The organism is Alphaproteobacteria bacterium (assembly GCA_033762625.1).
Classification (GTDB): domain Bacteria; phylum Pseudomonadota; class Alphaproteobacteria; order UBA9219; family RGZA01; genus RGZA01.
On sequence record JANRLI010000003.1, the window covers coordinates 81,534 to 98,316 of the forward strand.

Genomic DNA, 16,783 nt, shown 5'->3' on the forward strand with positions numbered 1-16,783 from the left:
AGAAGAGGAGAGGCGAGAATTACTTCTCTTTCGTAACAAGAGTTTAGCCGATTGGCAAGAGCTTATGCCCAGTTAAAGGTGATGGGCATTTGGACATCAGGGTGCAGGCTTTTATGCACAGGGCAGGCATGGGCTGCATGCTCCAGTTTCTGCCGTGCCTCATCGCTGACTTTGACGGGAATGGTGATGTGCACGGTCAGCTTGCCGATTTTGCGGGAAGGCAGGGTTGCCATTTCTTTTTCAACCGTGGCGGTAGAACCATCCAGCGCAATGTCCATTCGCCGTGCCACAATTTCCATGGTGGTAAGGATGCAGGTGCCGAGCGCAGTTGCCACCAAATCAGTTGGCGAAAAGCTGGCCGCCATGCCCTGATTGTCTTTAGGCGCATCGGTGATGAGCGTTGTGCCCGATGGTTCATGCGTTGCTTCGCAGCGAAGCTGGTTTTTATAGACGATATTGATTTGGACCATTTAAAGCCCCTGATAATGCTTGCTGTTGCAGCTTATTGTTGCAATAGGCGTTTCAACAATTCGACGTCTTCCGACAAGGTCGCATCGCCGCCGCGCAATTCTTCGATTTTGCGAACTGCGTGAATAACCGTTGTGTGGTCACGGCCGCCGAATTTACGGCCAATTTCCGGCAATGAACGGGTAGTCAGCTGCTTTGCCAAATACATTGCAACCTGGCGTGGGCGGGCAACAGCACGTGCACGGCGGGGGGAGTGCATATCTGCCAGCTTCACATTGTAGTGTTCTGCGACCTTCTTTTGAATTTCTTCGATCGTTACGCGGCGTGATGTTGCACGCAGTAAATCCTGAAGCAGTTCTTGGGTGGTTTCCAAGGTGATAGGGCGGCCAATCAGTTGTGAATGGGCGATGATACGGTTAAGCGCACCTTCGAGTTCACGGACGTTGGAGGTGATGCGGTGGCCCAAGAATTCCAGAACTTTTTCTGGAACCTGGCATTTCATGGCTTCGGCCTTGGTATGCAAAATGCCCAAACGCAATTCGTAGCTGGTGGGGTGAAGATCAGCGCATAGACCCCAACCCAAGCGTGAGCGAAGACGTTCTTCGATCTTTTCCAGATCATGCGGGGATTTATCGGCAGACACAATCACCTGACGGTTTTGGTCAACCAATGTATTAAAGGTATGGAAGAATTCTTCCTGTGTTGAATCCTTGCCGCTGATGAATTGAATATCATCAATCATTAGCACGTCGATGGAGCGGAATTGTTCTTTAAACGCCATCGTATCTTTGAAACGCAGGGCGCGCACGAACTGATACATGAACTTTTCAGCCGATAAATACATCACGCGGCGGGCAGGATTGCTTTTGCGGATATGCCAAGCGATGGCGTGCATCAAATGGGTTTTACCAAGACCAACGCCGCCATACAGGAAAAGCGGGTTGAAGCTGACTTGATTGGCTTCAGCAACGCGGCGCGCAGCGGCGTAAGCGAGTTCGTTCGGTTTGCCAACAACGAAGCTTTCGAAGGTGAAGCGCGGGTCAAGCGGGGAAGAAATATCGTCGCGGTCACCAGTAAATCCACCAGCGGTGTTTGAAAGACCTGAGGATTGAATAGAAGATGGGCGGGAATTTTTATCTTCGCTGCGCAGGGGTAGGACATTGGCGGCAGGGCGAGAAGTTTCAGCGGAGGTTGTGCTGTTATTGGTGAGGGCGCTTTCTACAGTGACTTGAATTTCTTTGACCGTAGCATCGACTTCCTGAAACAGGGTCTTAAGCTTATCCAGATAATGGGTATCGACCCAATCCTTCATGAAGCGGGTTGGCAGCGTAAGATGGGTTTCAGCGCCCCAATGCTTGCAGGACAAGGGTTCCAGCCAGCGTTTGAAAATGGTCTCACCAAATTGCTCGCGGATTTTACCCTTTACCATCTCCCATGATGGTGAAGCGGAAACGGAGCTTGGTGATTTAAACGATGACGACATATTTTATTTCTTTCAACCAAAAGCAAACATAAAGACTAGACCCAACACTGGGTGCAAGCGAGCGTTATTATATTAACGTCTTATTTAATGGCAGGGAGCGCGCGACGATACAAAGGATGAAAACGGTGATGCATCTTTATGTCCAGCATGCCCCGTCTTGATTAAAGAGAGCGGCAAAAGAATATGCTGAACACGTTGCATCATAGTGACCTCATCATAAAATTAAAACGCGAGCTTCCAACGTTGTCCTTAGTTTCCGGCAAGGGGGAACACTTCAAGTGAAGGTCCAAAAGCACAAATTGTAATACGTTTTAAATGTTGGTTTCAAATGGTAGCGAAGCGGTGTCGAAGGAGGGAATGTGCTCGAACAAAAAGGGAAGTGATTTTCAGAAATCATTCCAGTCTTTTTGCCTTTTGAAAAAATAATCAGCATCAAAAATGCGTATTATTTTTTCTGACAAACCGTCTTAACAAAAACACCTTAGACCACTCGAAAGCCAAACCGCAAGGGGAGAAAAACGAGAACAAAAATTTTTATTCAAAACAGCATTTTTAGAAAAATTTCAGATTGACAGAAAACCAAAAATCTTCATCGGCCTGAGAAATGCACAGCCGTGACGTTGAAAAAATTTCTGTTGGACTTTTTGATCAGTTTTTCTGCAAATCTTTTTTGCAGGAGCAAAATATTTTTTTATCTATGCATAAAAAAACACCGCTGTGAAGCAGCGGTGTTTTTAAACGTATTGAATTCTACTTGGACGTGCAAGCTTATGCTTGCTTCAATTTCTTTACGCGGGCGGATAGGCGTGACATTTTGCGTGCAGCACGTTTTTTCGGGATCATGCCTTTGCTTGCTGCGCGCGCGAGTTCTGGTTGTGCTAAACGAAGCGCTTCTTGTGCTGCTTTGTAATCTTTTTTTGCAACTGCTTCGTCGATTTTGCGCGTTGCAGTGTGTACGCGGGATTTGCGCGCTTTGTTGCGAGCAGTGCGAACGATGGATTGACGTGCGCGTTTCTCTGCGGATTTATGGGTAGCCATTGGTGTCTTTCTTTCAGTTTAACTGGTCAAGACCGTTTTGTATAAAGGGGGTGGCCACCGTCGTCAACAGCTATATGCGCCTTGGCTTAGCGCAACTATTAATATGAAGTTGGGCTTGGCGATTGCTGGCTGTAATGCTACAAGATGTGCAGTTATCCCACCTATATATATGAGTGCCCATGAAGCTGATTGCAGGTAATAGTAACCGTGTTCTAGCTGAAGCGATTGCCAGCCATCTGGGTATGGCGCTGACCAAGGCCGTTGTCCGCCGCTTTGCGGATATGGAAGTATTCGTTGAAATTCTTGAAAATGTGCGCGGCGAAGATGTGTTTGTTATCCAGCCTACGTCATTTCCAACGAATGATAACTTGATGGAATTGCTCATTACGATGGATGCGTTAAAGCGTGGCTCTGCCCGCCGCATTACCGCCGTTGTCCCTTATTATGGTTATGCGCGGCAGGATCGCAAGACGGGGCCGCGTTCACCCATTTCTGCAAAGCTGGTTGCCAACCTTCTAACTGTTGCCGGCGCTGACCGCATGCTGACCATGGATCTGCATGCTGGACAAATTCAGGGCTTCTTTGATATTCCGCTTGATAATCTTCATGCTGCGCCTGTGTTCATCAAACACATCAAGCAAACGATGAAAGACCAGAATATTGTTGTGGTTTCGCCGGATGTTGGCGGCGTGGTTCGTGCGCGTTCGCTCGCAAAACGGATTGATGCTGACCTTGCGATTATTGATAAGCGCCGCGAACAAGCAGGCGTTTCGGAAGTCATGAACATTATCGGTGAGGTGAAAGGCAAGGCGTGTATCCTTGTGGATGACATTGCCGATAGCGCCGGAACCCTTTGCAACGCTGCCGTCGCGCTAATGGATGCCGGGGCAAAATCGGTAAAATCCTATATAACTCATGGGGTTCTGTCCGGGGAGGCCGTATCGCGCGTTAATAAATCTCCGCTGGAAAAGCTGGTAATTACTGATAGTATCCTCGCCACTCCCGAGGTGAAAGCCTCTGGAAAAATTGAACAACTGAGCGTTGCTCCATTACTTGCTGAAGCCGTGTTGCGCATCAGCGAGGAGCGTTCCGTTTCCAGCTTGTTCGAATAAGAAATCAACTGAGCAATTTTGCAATGTTGGTGCGATACGTGCACCCCTGGAGGTACGGTCGCAAAAGAAGTGCGTTTAATAGGAGAATAACATGTCAACGCAAGTTCAAAAAGTAAAAGCAGAAGTACGTGAACGGGCCGGTAAGGGGAATGCTCGTGCGGTGCGTGCTGAAGGCCGTGTTCCAGCCGTTGTGTACGGTGGTAAGGAAGCGCCTGTGATGATTTCCCTTGAAGAAAAAGTTATCGTTCAGCTAAGCCAGAAGTCGGGTTTCTTCACCCACCTGATGGACATCGATGCAAACGGCAAGGCTATTCGCGTTATTCCGCGCGATGTGCAGTATGACCCGGTGACAGACCGTGTTGTGCACGTTGATTTCTTGCGCGTTACCGCAGGTACATTGGTGCGTGTATTCGTGCCGGTTGTATTCATCAATCAGGATAAGTCACCTGGTTTGAAGCGCGGTGGTGCATTGAACGTGGTGCAGCATCAAATTCAGCTCAGCTGCTCACCAGAAAAAATCCCTGAAAAAATCACCGTTGATTTGGAAGGCAAGAATATTGGCGATACCATCCACTTGGAAGACATCAAGCTTCCAGCAGATGTAACCCCAATTCTTGGCGCGAAAGATACAACGATTGCTTCGGTTGCTGCACCGACTGTTGTTAAGGAAGAAGAAACAACAACTGCTGCGGCGACAACCGATGCTGCTGCGGCTCCTGCGGCTGGCGCTGCGGGTGCGGCTCCTGCTGCTGCGGCAGCTGGCGCGAAGCCAGGTGCAGCTCCTGCTGCGGCTCCTGCGGCTGCGAAAGCTCCGGCGAAGAAGTAACATATCATGTGGCTATTGGTTGGCCTGGGTAACCCTGGTTCAAAATACCAGCACAATCGTCACAATATCGGCTTCATGGCGGTGGATGAGATCCACCGCCATTTTGCTTTTGGACCTTGGAAGAAGAAATTTCAGGCTGAAATTGCGGAAGGCAGCATCAAGGGCGTTGAAGAAAAAGTTATTCTGCTTAAGCCCCAAACCTATATGAACTTGTCTGGTGGCAGCGTTCAGGCGGCTGCGCAGTTTTATAAAATTCCGCTATCCAATATTTTTGTGTTCCATGACGAATTGGATATCGCGCCTGCAAAAGTCAAAATCAAGCAAGGCGGCGGGGCAGGCGGGCATAACGGCATTAAATCAATTGATGAGCATATGGGCCAGAATTATTGGCGTGTGCGTTTGGGAATTGGCCATCCCGACCCGCAAGCACCCGATAAATCGGAAATTGTTTCTAATTACGTGTTATCGAATTTTTCCAAGGCCGACTGCGCATTAGTAGAACCACTTTTGGTAAAATGTGCTGAACATGTAGAATTGCTGTTGGGCGGCAGACATAGCGATTACATCAATAAACTCTTAAGCTGATGCGCGTGGCGCTGCGCTAGGTGTTTGTCCTATGTGTGTTGGGCGCGGCATGCCCGCCATAAAGCGGTTATAGGTACTTACGCCAAACCCAAGCCGTTCATTATCTGATTGGTTCCGCGCGATATTCTGATGATCACGCGATGTTAATCGTTCTGGCTGGGTGCTATACACAACTCTGCCCATTTTCATGAGTTCGCTGACCGTAACGGCTTGATAGCCTTGGCTAGTCATGTATCGGTGAAATTCAGGGAATGTCTGATTGGTTCGTTGCACTGCATTGATGCTCATATTCGCATGGGCAAGATGGATGCTGCCTTCCATTCGTTCACCGTGATGCAGTTGTGGCCGCATAGTGCCATCAGCAGTGGCATTCCATTGAATAGGGATTAAGCCGGCATTTCTTACAGCTGCCAGCGATGCTTCATTAAAATGGCCCGATGGAAAGCGGAAAAGGTTTGCACCCATGCGTCTGTCAAAATCGGTCTGTGATAATTGTCCTTTGTCTCTCATATCTCTCAACAGCGCCTTATAGACTTCGCGCGTTGAGTTGATTTCATGTGCCATCGCGCGTGGATTGGATGAAAGCAGAGGAAAGTCTGAATGCGAAAAGCCGTGAAAACCGATTTCAAGATTATTGGCAGCGATAAGACGCCGCGCCGCATCTGGATGCGCAATCATCCATTCGCCTGTTAAAAAGAATGTCGCCTTTGTTCGGGTCGATATCAGGTTATTAATAAGATTATCAGCAACCCCGAATTTCCGCATACAGGTTGCGCAGCAATCGAATGTAGGAGCATAAACTCTGGAAGCGGTGGCAACATGATGTACAACGCCAGTTGGGGCGCTAGCAGCTGTTGGGATGTTAAAGGGCGGAGTTATTGCCATGTTTAATTATTTAATAAAAAATCAATTTAGCAGATTGCTTTTAACTGTTGATTAATTATGCTGCCGCCCACGATAACGTATTGGAGTAGTTATGGGTTTTAATTGTGGAATTGTTGGATTGCCGAATGTCGGAAAGTCCACCTTGTTTAACGCGCTGACCAGTACGCAAGCAGCTCAAGCAGCGAATTACCCTTTCTGCACGATCGAACCCAATACGGGCCGTGTATCCGTTCCCGATGAACGCATGGAGCAGCTGGCAAAAATTGCAGCTTCGGTGAAGGTTGTTCCAACCCAGTTGGAATTTGTGGACATCGCCGGATTAGTACGCGGCGCAAGCAAGGGCGAAGGGCTGGGCAATCAGTTTCTTGGTAATATCCGTGAAGTGGATGCGATCATCCATGTGCTTCGTTGTTTTGAAGATGGCGATATCACCCATGTGGAAGGTTCGGTGGATCCAATCCGCGATGCTGAAACGGTTGATACCGAATTGATGATTTCCGATATGGATAATCTGGAAAAGCGTTTAACGGCCATCGCCAAGAAAGCCAAAGGCGGCGATATGGAAGCCAAAACTGCACAGGAAGTGATGGAAGCCGCATTGAAGTTGTTACAAGCCGGTGAACCTGCACGTAAAATGCTTGGCACATTAACGGCAGCGCAAGAACCGCATTTCCGTAATCTGCAACTGATTACCGCAAAGCCCGTATTATATGTCTGCAATGTGGAAGAAAGTGCTGCGGCCAACGGCAATGCGCATTCTGCCAAAGTATTTGAACGCGCAAAAAATGAAAAAACGCAAGCGGTTGTTATTTCGGCAGCAATTGAAGCAGAAGTTGCACAATTGGGCAGCGATGAAGAAAAGAAAGAATATCTAGGCAGTATGGGGTTAACTGAACCCGGTCTGAACCGGATTATTCGTGCGGGCTATGCGCTGCTTAATCTGATTACGTTCTTTACGGTGGGGCCAAAAGAAACCCACGCATGGACATTGAAGCGTAATTCCAAAGCGCCGCAGGCCGCAGGCGTGATTCATACCGATTTCGAAAAAGGTTTTATCAAGGCCGAAGTGATTGACTATGAGAGCTTTGTAAAGCTGGGCGGGGAAGCCGCATGCCGCGATGCAGGAAAACTGCGTATGGAAGGTAAAGATTACATTATGAATGATGGCGATATCTGCCATTTCCGCTTTAATGTATAGATATATATGTGGGTAGCCTTTACTTGCCACACGCCTGACATGGCGGGGCCGTAATTTTTTACCATTATTTTTCTTATAATTTCCATGCGCTCTCTAGTAAAAGCCAGTTTGCCATGCTATTCAAAGCACACTTCTTTTCCCACTACGAAATCTCCCTGAGGAGTTCTGAAATCATGGTTCTGTTAAAATCATTTTCCCGCCGCGCGTTTTTTCTAACCTTGGTTGCAGGCTTGATTGCAATTCTAAGTTTTGGCGGTGAAGCCCGCGCTGACCAAGCCGATGCTGCCCGCAAATTCATTCAAAACCTTGGTGACAAAGCCATATCAACTTTGGCTGACAAAAGCATAACCCCAGAAGCCGCCGCTAAAACATTCCACGACATGCTGGTGAATGATTTCGATTTGGATTTGCTTGGCAAATTTGCCCTTGGCCCATCGGTCTGGAAATCGGCATCGGCAGCGCAGCGTCAGGAATATTTGAAGCTATTCGAAAAGCTGGTGGTTCAAATCTATTCCGATCGCTTCAGCCTTTATCATGGTGAAACATGGAAAGTAACCGATGCCAAGGCAGAAGATGACCGTGATACCTATGTATCAGGCCTTATTATCAAGCCAAACCAATCAGCGCCCGCTGTAAAGGTTGACTGGCGCGTGCGCAATAAAGGTGGCAGACAACAGGTAATTGACGTAATTGTTGAAGGCGTCAGCATGACCGTTACCCAGCGTTCCGAATTCTCAGCCGTTATCCAGAAGAGCGGCGGCGACTTTGATGCATTCCTTAAAACCTTGCAGGAACGTACCGCGCGCCCACCGGCCGAGCCAAAAGACTAAGCCGCACGGTCAGATAATTTAAGTTTTAAAGGGGCTGCCCGCGCAAAATCGGGTGGCCTCTTTTTTTTGATTTTTTTTGTGTTTCCTGTTTGACTCATAGTCCGAATGCTTGTTAGTCTAGGAATTGGGTCACATTCCCCCAACGGAATGCTTCTATTCTGGAAGGAATAGCTACAATGTTAGACACGGCGAATACGAACACGAATAAAACTACTATGACGAATGTTAATAAACCGACGCAAAAGCCAAAGAACCCCGGGTTTTCCTGTGGGCCTACCGCCAAGCGCCCAGGTTGGACATTCGATGCAATCAAGGGCGCATTATTAGGTCGCTCGCACCGCGCTAAAGAAGCGAAAGTCAAACTCCAGCAAATCATCGACCTGTCACGCGAAACGCTTGGCATACCGGCAGATTATAAAATCGCTATCACTGCTGCCTCCGATACAGGCGCGGTTGAACTTGCCATGTGGAACCTTTTGGGTGCGCGCCCAGTTGATGTATTCGCATGGGAAGCATTCGGCAAAGACTGGGTTGTCGATATTATTGATGAATTGAAAATTCCAAATGCCCGCAAATTTGTGCCTGCTTATGGCCAATTGCCGGACATGAAGCAGGCTAACCCTGCACATGATATTGTGTTCACATGGAACGGTACTGCTTCTGGCGTCAAAGTTCCGAATGCTGACTGGATTAGCGACAGCCGCGAAGGACTGACCATTTGCGATGCGACGTCTGCGGTTTATGCCATGCCGCTTCCATGGGAAAAGCTCGATGTCGTGACTTATTCATGGCAAAAAGTTCTGGGCAGTGAAGCTGCGCATGGCATGGTTGTGATGAGCCCACGCGCAATCAAGCGCCTTGAAACATACACCCCAAGCTGGCCAATTCCAAAAATCTTCCGCATTACCAAGAAGGGTAAGATCAACGAAGCCTTCTTTACTGGTGAAGTGATTAACACCCCGTCCATGATGTGCGTTGAGGACGTTCTGGATGCGCTGAACTGGGTTAAATCAATTGGCGGCGCAAAGGGCATGGTTGAACGCAATCGGGCCAATTACAAAGTTCTTGCCGACTGGATTGAGCGCACCCCATGGGTTGATTTCCTTGCCCAGGATGCGGCAACACGCTCTACCACATCGGTATGCTTTGTATTTACCGATCCTGATTATCTGAAGTTGAACGATGAAGGCCGTGCAGCTTTCGCAAAACGTGTCAACGGCCTCCTTGAAAAAGAAGGAGCAGCTTTGGATGCGAACTCATACCGTGATGCTCCTCCGGGCTTGCGCATTTGGGTTGGCAGCACTGTTGAAACATCCGACATTCAGGCGTTGTTGCCATGGATTGACTGGGCATTTGCCACAGCTAAGTCCGAACTTCGCGCTGCTGCTTAAAGAACCTGCCAGATAATCATCGGCAGTTTTCTTTGTTTTTCAAAACAACTGAAAATCTAAATCTACATTAATCACAATCTTAAACCACAGGTGCTCTCATGACTGCTAACGCCAATAAACCAAAGGTACTGATTTCGGATGAACTTTCCCCCCGCGCTGTTGAAATCTTCAAGGAACGCGGCGTAGATGTCGATGTAAAGACAGGCCTGAAGCCTGATGAATTGAACGCCATCATCAACGACTATGATGGTCTTGCCATTCGCTCCGCAACCAAGGTGACGAAGGCGATTTTAACAACCGCCAAGCGTTTGAAAGTGGTTGGCCGCGCGGGTATCGGCGTTGATAACGTGGATATTCCAGAAGCAACCGGTCGCGGTGTGGTTGTTATGAATACGCCATTTGGCAACTCCATCACCACGGCAGAGCACGCCATTGCGATGATGTTTGCATTGGCGCGTGAATTGCCAGCAGCGAATGCATCAACCCATGCGGGAAAGTGGGAAAAAAACCGCTTTATGGGTGTGGAATTATTCGGCAAGACCCTTGGCGTGATTGGGTGTGGCAACATCGGTTCAATTGTTGCTGACCGCGGCGTTGGTCTCAAGATGAAAGTGGTTGCATTCGACCCTTATCTCTCAGAAGAACGCGCACGTGATTTGGGGGTTGAAAAGGTTGAGCTGGATGCGTTGTTCGCACGCGCTGATTTCATCACGCTGCATACCCCGTTAACTGAATCCACCAAAAACATCATCGATGCAAAATCTTTGGCGAAGTGCAAGAAGGGTGTCCGCATTATCAATTGCGCACGTGGCGGCCTTGTGAACGAGGCCGATCTTAAGGCTGCGATTGATAGCGGGCATTGCGCCGGCGCCGCCTTGGACGTATTTCCGGTAGAACCGGCCAAGGAAAACATCTTCTTTGGCAATGAAAAGGTTATTTGTACCCCGCATCTTGGCGCATCCACCACCGAAGCGCAGGAAAATGTTGCCCTGCAAATTGCAGAGCAAATGTCCGATTATCTGGTCAGCGGCGCTGTTGTAAACGCGCTGAATATGCCATCGCTGTCAGCCGAAGATGCTGTTAAGCTGCGCCCTTATATGCGCCTTGCGGAATTCCTTGGCAGCTATTGTGGTCAAGTGATTGATACTGGCATCAAGGAAATCGCGATTGACTATGAAGGTCATGCAGCAAGCCTGAATACCAAGCCGATGACCGCGCTTATTCTCATGTCCATCCTTCGTCCACAATTGGACAGCGTGAACATGATTAATGCGCCGGTGGTCGCACGTGAACGTAATATCCAGATTTCGGAAACAAAGCGCGAAGTAAATCGCGATTATCCAACTTTGCTGCGCATCACCTTGACCACCGAGCAAGGCAAATACAAAATTGCCGGTTCATTGATTGGTGCGGAGCGTCCACGTATTGTAGCGCTTGGTGATTTCAACGTGGAAGTCGAGCCATCGCCCGTAATGCTGTATGTGCGTAACGAAGATAAGCCAGGTCTTATCGGTCGTTTGGGTACATTCCTTGGTGATAACAAGATTAATATCGCAAACTTCAACCTTGGTCGCACAGGCGATCAGGCTTTGGCGTTGATTGCCGTTGATCAGCCTGTTGGTCCTGAATTGATTGAAAAAATCGGCAAGTTACAGGGTGTATTAAAGGCGCGCGAATTGAAGTTCGCGCTTGGCAAATAAATCTGCTTTGGCTGATTTGTTCATTTCCTAGACACGAATCTGAAAATCCAGCTTTAATTCAGAAGCAGGACCAGCGATTCACGTTTCATGCATCGGCGTAGATGCCAATCCATGAAATGATCGCGGTTAAATGCGGGATTTTTGATAAGTGGGCTATGTATGAGTTCGAACGCATTAGACAAACTAAGTAAAGTATTGGCACTGGCTGATAGTGGGCATGATGGTGAGGCACTAGCTGCATTACGTGCAGCACGCACTATGTTGCACAGTGATGGTCTGAATCTTTCGAACGTATTGCAAACGGCTATTGCTGACCGCCGCCATGAGGTTGTGCAAGTTCGGGGCGGTGTGGTTGCATCCTTGCAAAAAGAGGTCGTGCAATTGCAGTTCCAGATTGCCAAAATGCAACGCGATTTACGCGAGCAACAAGCAGAAACCCAATATTGGAAAAAGCATGCCGAAGAAGCAAACCGCAAACTCAAAAAACTGAATGTGGACGCAGATTTGCGCCAACGGCGTCTTGCCGAAGCTGCAGCGAATTTGGCCGAAATTGCTAAAGGGTTGGAAGAACAAGGTTAAAAGCTAGTAAGGGTGTGTTATCCCGTTTTAATTGTGTCAAAATTGGCTATTCGAACTTTGTTAACCGTTTAAAAATATACTGGTTTTATTGAAGTTTTCTCTTTTGGCAGGTGTTGGACATGGTGCGCTTATCGGGTTTTTTTATTGCTGCAATCATGGTGTTTGGTATCACCTGTAGTGCAAGTGCATGGGCAGAAACAACTCCTCCTCCGGCAACTCCTCCAGCGGAAACCAAATGCGCACTCGATGAAGCTCCTGTAACAGAAAATGGATCTACTGTATGCAAGAAAGTTCCAGCATGCAATGAAAAGGGGGAGGCAATAGCGTATGATACCGCTACCCAGAAATTCATGTGCAGGAAACTGGTGCTGTGTGATCCAAAGCGTCAGCAGGCTGCCTACATCGATGGCAAAAATGTTTGCATTGATGTTCCCAATTGTGAAGCACAGGGCCGTTCCTATGCGTTTGATGGAACCAAGATGGTTTGCAAATAGCCTGCTAAAGATATAAAAAAAGCCGCCTAGTGATAGGCGGCTTTTTTTGTTGATCGGTGCAAGAGCTATCCAACCTTATGCATCGCAACAGCGGTATCTGCCATGCGGTTGGAGAAGCCCCATTCATTATCGTACCATGTAAGAATACGTACCATATTGCCTTCAATCACCTTGGTTTCATGCAAGGCAAAAGTGGAAGAGTGGGGATCATGGTTGAAGTCGGTTGATACCAACGGAACATCATAGGTACCCAGAATACCTTTCAAGCTACCTGCGGCAGCTTTGGAAATAGCATTATTTACTTCCTCTACCGTGGTTGGCTTCTTGGTGATGAACTTGAAATCCACAACCGATACGTTGGCGGTCGGTACGCGGATGGATGTACCGTCCAGCTTGCCTTTCAATTCCGGCAGAACCTTGCCCACAGCCTTTGCAGCACCAGTAGATGTCGGGATCATGTTCAAGGCTGCGGCGCGTGCACGTGCATAATCTTTGTGCATGGTATCGACCGTGCGTTGATCGCCCGTATAGGAGTGGATGGTGGTCATGAACCCTTTTTCAATACCGATGGCTTGATGCAGCACATGGACAACTGGAGCAAGACAGTTCGTTGTGCATGAAGCATTCGAAACCACAGTATGTTCCGGCTTCAGCAAATGATGGTTCACGCCATAGACAACCGTAATATCTTCTTCTTCTGCGGGAGCCGAAATCAGCACCTTTTTTGCGCCTGCTGCAATGTGTTTAGCTGCATCTGCGCGCTTTGTGAAAATGCCCGAGCATTCCAAGGCGATATCAATTTGATGATCTTTCCATGGCAACGCAGCGGGGTCCTTTACGTTCAAAACCTTCACGGGCTTGCCGTTTACGGTCATCACATCGCCCGCAACGGTGACTTCCCCGGGGAAGCGGCCATGCACAGAATCATATTTCAAAAGATGGGCATTGGTTTGTGCATCGGCCAAATCGTTGATGGCAACGACTTCAATATCTTTACGGCCGGATTCAAAAATCGCACGAAACACCAGACGGCCGATACGGCCAAAACCATTAATAGCTACGCGAACGGTCATACCATTTATTCCTTAAAGCTTGAGTTTTAAATTGAGCGGCTATTTAAGCAAAGTATGGGCTGTGCTGACAATAGCATCATCGGTAATGCCGAAATGCTTGTACAACTGGGGTGCTGGCGCTGACTCCCCGAAGCTGTTCATGCCAATAAAGGCATCTTGCGCGCGCAAAAATCTGTCCCAACTCATGCGAATACCTGCTTCAATGGCAATGCGCGGAACGCTGCCAAGCACGGAATTACGGTAGCTTTCCGATTGCTGATTGAAGATTTCCATGCATGGCATCGAAACAACAACCGCAGAAATGCCAGCAGATTTAAGTTTATCATAGGCAGCAACGGCAATTGAAAGTTCCGAACCTGTGGAGATAAGCGTGATTTGGCGTTTTGCGCTATCACCGCACAGAATATAAGCTCCCTTGGCCGACAAATTTTCGTCGCCCGCTTCGCTGCGAAGTGTTGGCAAGTTTTGCCGGCACAGCGCAAGCAATGATGGGCCGGTTTTATGCGCAAGGGCTAGTTCCCAGCATTCCGCTGTTTCAATACTATCGCATGGACGCATGGTCAGAAGGTTTGGAATAGCGCGAAGCGATGACAGATGTTCAACCGGTTGATGCGTTGGACCGTCTTCGCCCAACCCAATACTGTCGTGCGTCATAATATGAATGACTTGCTGTTTCATCAGCGCGCCAAGGCGAATGGCGGGGCGCGAATAATCCGCAAATTGCAGGAACGTGCCACTGTAAGGAATGATGCCGCCATGCAGCGCCAAACCATTCATCGCTGCGGCCATGCCGTGTTCACGTACGCCGTAATGGATATAACGGCCTTTGAAATCCGGCAAAATATTGCCAAAACCTTTGACAAAGGTGTTCACCGAACCCGTTAAGTCGGCGGAACCGCCAACCAGTTCTGGTACATGGGCTAACAATGCTTCCAGCGTATTGCCAGAGCATACGCGGGTCGCTAGCGTCGGTTTGGTTTCTTTTGCTTTTGTCTTGAATGCCTTTAATGCATCTTTTGCGGCCTGATTAATATCGCCCTTTATCGCGCTATCGAATGCGGCGCGGTTTGCGGATGCCTGATGGCGCTTTGTCCAGGCTTGGTATTCAGCTTGGCACCGCGTGCCAAAATTGCGCCATGCTCCCAATACGTCATCCGGAACTACAAATGCGGGTGATGACCAGCCAAGTTTTTCCCGTGTGCCAGCAATTTCTTCCGCGCCAAGGGGGGAGCCATGCACACTATGTGTGCCCGATTTTTTCGGCGCGCCAAAGCCAATGATAGTGCGGCATGAAATGATGCTTGGGCGCGGGTCGCGCTGCGCAGCGCTAATCGCGGCTTCAATCGCGCCATGATCATGACCGTCGCAGCGTAGGGTTTGCCAACCATAGGATTCAAAACGCTTTGCCGTATCTTCGGTAAAGGCAAGGGATGTCGCGCCATCGATGGAAATGAGGTTATCGTCATATAATACAATGAGTTTGCCGAGCTTCATGTGGCCAGCAAGTGAACCAGCTTCGTGGCTGATGCCTTCCATCAAATCGCCATCGCCGCACATGACATAGGTGGTGTGGTTGACCAGTTCATCGCCAAAACGGGCATTCATCAATCGCTCTGCAATCGCATAGCCAACCGAAGTCGCAATGCCTTGACCCAATGGGCCGGTGGTCATTTCAATGCCTGCGCTTGGCATGACTTCTGGGTGCCCAGCAGTAATCGCGTGAAGCTGACGGAAATTTTTCAATTCATCCAGCGTCATTTTTTCATAGCCCGTGAGATAGTTCACGGCATACAAAAGCATGGAACCATGGCCGCCCGATAAAATGAAACGGTCGCGGTCAGGCCAAGTGGGATCTTTGGGATTAAACTTTAAAAACTTGCCCCACAATACGGCAGCGACATCGGCCATGCCCATGGGCATGCCGGGGTGCCCCGATTTGGCAGCTTCCACTGCATCCATCGCAAGAACACGAATGGAATTGGCAAGTGTATGAAGGGAAGGGGATGACACGGTATTTTGAGACATATTTTTTGGGGCTGTATTGTTTTGCATGCATTCTTTTTAGCATGCGAAACCGCTTTGACAAGCACGGCCTTTTTCCCAATAAAAAAGGCCGTATTCCTATTAGAAATACGGCCTTAATTTTATAATAGAACGGGAATGTTGTTAGAACCGGTAGCCAAAACCAAAGCCAACCAGAACGGGGTTTAAATCAACATTACTTTTCCACGGGCCAACGGTTCCGTTTCCTTTAACATTGGTATCAAGGAACACTTTCTTAACGTCGAAGTTAAGCGACCAGTTGCCTTGCAACGCAACGTCCATACCCGCCTGGAATGCGTAGCCGAAGCTGTTCTCATACTTGGATTCCGTAATGGTTCCGCCCGCAGCATCTGCGCCATAGAAAATAGTGTAGTTCACGCCCGCGCCAAAATATGGGCTGAAGCGGCTTTCCGGCATGGGGTGATATTGAACGGTTAGGGTCGGTGGCAATAACCAAACCGTTCCAACGGGAACATGGGTCGCGCCAGCAACGGCATTCACTTCGTGTTGGGTTGTTGCCAATACCAGTTCCGCAGCAAAGTTCTTGGTAAAGAAGTAGGTTAAGTCAATTTCAGGAACGAACTCTGAAGACACTTCGGCGTTAAGGCCAAGCGGCGCGCCAGCTGCGCTGGTGATTTCACCACTTTCATCAGTGAATACGCCTAGACCGCGAAGGCGTATGCCGAAATCACCCGCTTGTTTCGGACGGAAGGCCGGCAGGCCATCATTTGGTTCGATGATAGGGTTGGTGGCAACTGCATCAACAGGGGAAACAGCCGGCTTTGCAGGGGCTTTGTGGGTTGCAGCGAATGCAGGTGCGGCAGCAAGCGCAATGGCAAGCACTGCGGTTGAAGCGAGAGAGGTTTTTAATAGAGACATGATGTTTTCCTGAGTGTGGTTAGGGAGCAATCGATGCCCAACCATTCGTACAAACTCATGCAAAGGTCGATGTGACAAAATGTACATTTCATGCCTTGTGCGGCTGATGTGGCAGAAAAACAACTTTGCACGCGGCGTTGAACTGTGCGGCCAAACGTCGAATATCGAATAAATATGCTTATTTGCAGCGTTTTAGGAG

General features: G+C 48.7%; 16 protein-coding genes. 9 read left to right on the forward strand and 7 right to left on the reverse strand.

The genetic code is table 11. The annotated features are described in order from the left end of the window. Nucleotides 1-62: 62 nt before the first annotated feature. The 3 genes from SFW65_01170 to rpsT form a co-directional block, all read right to left on the reverse strand. Nucleotides 63-470: an OsmC family protein gene (locus tag SFW65_01170; protein MDX1921727.1), complete on the reverse strand. Its 408-nt coding sequence runs from the start codon at nt 468-470 to the stop codon at nt 63-65. A 32-nt stretch (nt 471-502) separates the two neighbouring features. After that, nucleotides 503-1,951 (reverse strand): chromosomal replication initiator protein DnaA, encoded by a 1,449-nt coding sequence (dnaA, locus tag SFW65_01175; protein ID MDX1921728.1) that lies wholly within the window; start codon nt 1,949-1,951, stop codon nt 503-505. A gap of 768 nt (nt 1,952-2,719) precedes the next feature. Next, nucleotides 2,720-2,989: a 30S ribosomal protein S20 gene (rpsT, locus tag SFW65_01180; protein MDX1921729.1), complete on the reverse strand. Its 270-nt coding sequence runs from the start codon at nt 2,987-2,989 to the stop codon at nt 2,720-2,722. Between the two features lie 179 nt (nt 2,990-3,168). Between rpsT and SFW65_01185 the strand changes: the two genes are divergently transcribed. The 3 genes from SFW65_01185 to pth all read left to right on the forward strand — a co-directional run bounded on the left by SFW65_01185 (nt 3,169) and on the right by pth (nt 5,512). Further along, nucleotides 3,169-4,101 (forward strand): ribose-phosphate pyrophosphokinase, encoded by a 933-nt coding sequence (locus tag SFW65_01185; protein ID MDX1921730.1) that lies wholly within the window; start codon nt 3,169-3,171, stop codon nt 4,099-4,101. Nucleotides 4,102-4,192: 91 nt separating this feature from the next. Continuing rightward, nucleotides 4,193-4,927: a 50S ribosomal protein L25/general stress protein Ctc gene (locus SFW65_01190; GenBank protein MDX1921731.1), complete on the forward strand. Its 735-nt coding sequence runs from the start codon at nt 4,193-4,195 to the stop codon at nt 4,925-4,927. 6 nt (nt 4,928-4,933) lie between these two features. Beyond that, entirely contained in the window at nt 4,934-5,512 is a 579-nt protein-coding gene (gene pth, locus SFW65_01195; protein MDX1921732.1) for an aminoacyl-tRNA hydrolase, read from the forward strand. On the opposite strand, the gene SFW65_01200 is transcribed toward pth, so the two are convergent. Beyond that, nucleotides 5,504-6,397 (reverse strand): polysaccharide deacetylase family protein, encoded by an 894-nt coding sequence (locus tag SFW65_01200; GenBank protein ID MDX1921733.1) that lies wholly within the window; start codon nt 6,395-6,397, stop codon nt 5,504-5,506. The genes pth and SFW65_01200 overlap by 9 nt on opposite strands. Nucleotides 6,398-6,488: 91 nt before the next feature. Between SFW65_01200 and ychF the strand changes: the two genes are divergently transcribed. The 6 genes from ychF (at nt 6,489) to SFW65_01230 (ending at nt 12,589) form a co-directional block, all read left to right on the forward strand. Beyond that, nucleotides 6,489-7,595, forward strand: a complete 1,107-nt coding sequence (gene ychF, locus SFW65_01205; protein MDX1921734.1) for a redox-regulated ATPase YchF — start codon at nt 6,489-6,491, stop codon at nt 7,593-7,595. A 173-nt stretch (nt 7,596-7,768) separates the two neighbouring features. Beyond that, complete coding sequence (locus SFW65_01210; protein ID MDX1921735.1) at nt 7,769-8,425, forward strand: ABC transporter substrate-binding protein; 657 nt, start codon at nt 7,769-7,771, stop codon at nt 8,423-8,425. A gap of 215 nt (nt 8,426-8,640) precedes the next feature. Further along, nucleotides 8,641-9,816, forward strand: a complete 1,176-nt coding sequence (locus SFW65_01215) for a phosphoserine transaminase (protein ID MDX1921736.1) — start codon at nt 8,641-8,643, stop codon at nt 9,814-9,816. Between the two features lie 98 nt (nt 9,817-9,914). Continuing rightward, on the forward strand, nt 9,915-11,516 hold the full coding sequence (gene serA / locus SFW65_01220; GenBank protein MDX1921737.1) for a phosphoglycerate dehydrogenase: 1,602 nt from the start codon (nt 9,915-9,917) through the stop codon (nt 11,514-11,516). 159 nt (nt 11,517-11,675) lie between these two features. Beyond that, nucleotides 11,676-12,095 (forward strand): hypothetical protein, encoded by a 420-nt coding sequence (locus SFW65_01225; protein ID MDX1921738.1) that lies wholly within the window; start codon nt 11,676-11,678, stop codon nt 12,093-12,095. A 119-nt stretch (nt 12,096-12,214) separates the two neighbouring features. Then, nucleotides 12,215-12,589 (forward strand): hypothetical protein, encoded by a 375-nt coding sequence (locus SFW65_01230; GenBank protein MDX1921739.1) that lies wholly within the window; start codon nt 12,215-12,217, stop codon nt 12,587-12,589. Between the two features lie 65 nt (nt 12,590-12,654). Here SFW65_01230 and gap read toward each other — a convergent pair whose 3' ends face one another. The 3 genes from gap to SFW65_01245 all read right to left on the reverse strand — a co-directional run bounded on the left by gap (nt 12,655) and on the right by SFW65_01245 (nt 16,584). Continuing rightward, entirely contained in the window at nt 12,655-13,662 is a 1,008-nt protein-coding gene (gene gap / locus SFW65_01235; GenBank protein MDX1921740.1) for a type I glyceraldehyde-3-phosphate dehydrogenase, read from the reverse strand. 39 nt (nt 13,663-13,701) lie between these two features. Beyond that, nucleotides 13,702-15,687, reverse strand: coding sequence for a transketolase (tkt, locus tag SFW65_01240; protein ID MDX1921741.1), 1,986 nt, complete (start codon nt 15,685-15,687; stop codon nt 13,702-13,704). 141 nt (nt 15,688-15,828) lie between these two features. Further along, entirely contained in the window at nt 15,829-16,584 is a 756-nt protein-coding gene (locus SFW65_01245) for an OmpW family outer membrane protein (GenBank protein MDX1921742.1), read from the reverse strand. Nucleotides 16,585-16,783: the final 199 nt, after the last annotated feature.